This window comes from Cupriavidus lacunae (genome assembly GCF_003353055.1).
In the GTDB taxonomy this organism is placed as follows: Bacteria; Pseudomonadota; Gammaproteobacteria; order Burkholderiales; family Burkholderiaceae; genus Cupriavidus; species Cupriavidus lacunae.
The window spans coordinates 1-2,799 of sequence record NZ_QKWJ01000200.1; the positions used below are offsets into that span (position 1 = coordinate 1).

Consider the following 2,799-nt stretch of genomic DNA (forward strand, 5'->3'; position numbering starts at 1 on the left):
CTCTTCCAGAGAAGGGGGCAGCAGATAGGATTGGTGGGGTTGATAAGGAAGGTAACTGGCAGCCATGCCCGTATTGTCCTCGATCTTTCGCCGATTTGGCTTCTGCCGCGCAGCCTCCTAGGCGCATCGTATGAAGTGGTCAAAACACTGACGCCATCAGCAAGGGCTATACGTCGCGATGGTGCCACGGTGCGATGCTAATGAAGTCTCCGGTGACATCTTCTGACTTCGCTAATTCCAGCAAACCTATTCTGATAAGGAATTGTACGTGCTCAAACAGCTCACGCCCAAGCTCGTTCAACTCCAAGGTCATCGTAAAAAGACAGTACTCATTCGCGCAGTTCGGTCCGAAAACTCTATCTCCGTTGGAAGTTCCATGAACTCACCATCGTATTCATCTTCGTCATCCCATTCAAATGGATAGAACTCATCCTCGATTTCATGTCCTTCAATTTCACGCAGCCGCATATCTTTGGCGGCGATTAAGCTGAGATTGTCTCCGTCAAGCATCGATAACGCGATATAGGGATAGCTACCAATTAGATCTAATCCCATATATTCAAAATGAGTTCGGATGTCTACCCATCCGGTGTCTTTTTCGGTCTCTACAAAACCCGCCGGTTGTTCACAAATATGCAAATCACCGCGAGTCTTGCTAATCCAGCTCAAGTAAAATAACCGATGCTCAACATCTCGATCGTTGGCGGTTTCCAGCTTGTAAATTAGTTCGTAGTATCTTCTCGCCAAACTAACGTGGCGTTCCTCCGCATCCAGTGCCAGGGCCCACTGTTTCACTTCCCCGCGCGCAAGCAGAATCGCGAACGCTTGCTCATCAAGCTCACTTTCGACAGACACCTTAACCGTGGCACTCCCTCGATCAAGGGTCAATATGTCGCGTCCCCCAGTGAGTTCGAACATACTCTTGCAAATTTAGGGTCAAGAACTTGTCAACGCATTCCACATAAACCACCAAGTGCGTGGGCATACTATCTAAGAACCAAAATCTGAGGTGATTGACGTCGAGTGGTACATTCACCTCTTTTATTCCACGTCTGGCAATGTCGTCGCCATAATCCCTTTCATCTGGAACCAGCAGAGAGTATTAGAGATCTGCTTTCCACCACCACCAACAGCCTTGGTCAGGTGGTGCCCAATGTCTCGCGCCGCTCTATCCCGTTCGTAGGCGACGAACTCCCCGAAGCGATAGGCGAATGCTTTGAACTTCGCCATGTACGCTTGCTCGAAGGCGTCTGTTTTCCCGATTTTCAACATGGTGATCCCTTTTGATGGCCTTGCAGATTCTAGCCCGACGCGACAAAGGCCAATACATTCGAGAGTTGCAGAGTGTCAACTCGCGCGCTAGTGGACGCCGGAGGCAATCGGCTAGCGGGGGGAAGGGGGAATGTTCTTATTCGTTGTTATATTCTTCGCCAGCATAGTCATCGTTCTCTTCTGCGTAGTAGTCGACCGGATCATAGCGAGTGGTGTTGGTAAATTGACTGCCTAGCCCGGCTGCATACACTTGGCTGTGGCCTTTGATTGTTAGTCCGCAGGCTTCGCATTCCAACTCGGTTGGCAAAATGAAGCTGCGTACAACCAGTTCTTCATCCTCTAGAACAGCCGGCTGCTGGCGAATCTCTTCGCCAGTCAGCAATGCGCTAGACCCACAAGCGGGACAGATAACCACGTGCCCAAGGGATGGTCGGGCAGCTTTTTCTGCCGCAGTAATAAGTTGCGCCTGTTCCTTTGCGTCCTTGTTCCTCCAGACCTCCGCGTGCGCGTTGATCAGTTTCTGAACACTCTTCGCAGTCTCATCGGCGACCGCCTTGAGCATGATTTCGGCAGCCTTTGCTTCATCTTCGCCCACCAGTTCGATGAGGCTCTTTCCCTGGAACGCTAGGAGCACAGTTGCTGCTTCATAGAATCTAGGTAGCCATGTATGATTCGCTAATGCCGAGAACGGCATGCCGCCGCTATGAAGCTCTTCATTTCTCTTGTTCGTGAATCCCCGGCAGAATAGCTCGATGTCCTTGGTAAAGTCGGGGACGATCTGTTCGCAGCGAACTAGCACTTCCGATGTTTGTATCGATTTCGGAACGAAGTTTTTAACCTTGGGTTCCAATCCAAGTGCGTGAAGGAGATTCCGTCCATCGGGTTCACTTACCTCCGCGAGAAGTACGGGCGACACATTGGCAAGCGCTGAGCGCGCCAGGAACTCCAGAGCTAGCGAGGACCAGAATGGGAACAACTCATGGTCTCTTGGAGCGGCTAACGCCCGCTCCATATATGAGCGGGCCTTGCTCCAAAGAACATCATAAGTCCAAAGCGACTGGGGATTCGGCTTAGGCATAGAGTGTGTCTCCAACAAGTACGCGTTCAAGTTCGCGTTCAACTCCGCTCGCGGGGATAGCCGGGCGAGCGTGAAGCACGCGCCAGTTGTCGATAACTAGAATCTCATCAGGTGACGTCCATTCGTGTTCAAATCCGTCTCGGTGAAATGCCTCGGCAAGTACACGAACAAGCTTAGGCAGTAGTGCTTCTGCAATGCCTCCATAAGGCGACATTGTTAATCCGTCCCATCGTATCCCGACGTTATCGCGATAATCAAAAGACATCGAGCAAAGGTGCGGCCGTCGTACTCGCGTTACTCGCCATACCGCACGACGCCATGAATCACCTAGGAGATTGTCGGATTTTCGGGGATCTCCAGTCGTCCGGCGGGACGGGTTGAGCGTTGATAAATTCACTGTTCGCTGAGTGAGCCCATAGATGAGTCGTTTCGTGCCCGTTGATCGTCAG

The 2,799-nt window shown here is 51.5% G+C and carries 3 protein-coding genes; all 3 read right to left on the reverse strand.

What is annotated here, in order from left to right; genetic code table 11:
- Positions 1-309 precede the first annotated feature (309 nt).
- Positions 310-918, reverse strand: a complete 609-nt coding sequence (locus DN412_RS42570) for a hypothetical protein (protein WP_115216959.1) — start codon at positions 916-918, stop codon at positions 310-312.
- Between the two features lie 123 nt (positions 919-1,041).
- The gene (locus DN412_RS42575) at positions 1,042-1,272 is read right to left on the reverse strand and encodes a hypothetical protein (protein WP_115216960.1); all 231 of its coding nucleotides are present in this window, start codon (positions 1,270-1,272) and stop codon (positions 1,042-1,044) included.
- Positions 1,273-1,408: 136 nt separating this feature from the next.
- Entirely contained in the window at positions 1,409-2,350 is a 942-nt protein-coding gene (locus tag DN412_RS42580; RefSeq protein ID WP_115216961.1) for a hypothetical protein, read from the reverse strand.
- Positions 2,351-2,799: the final 449 nt, after the last annotated feature.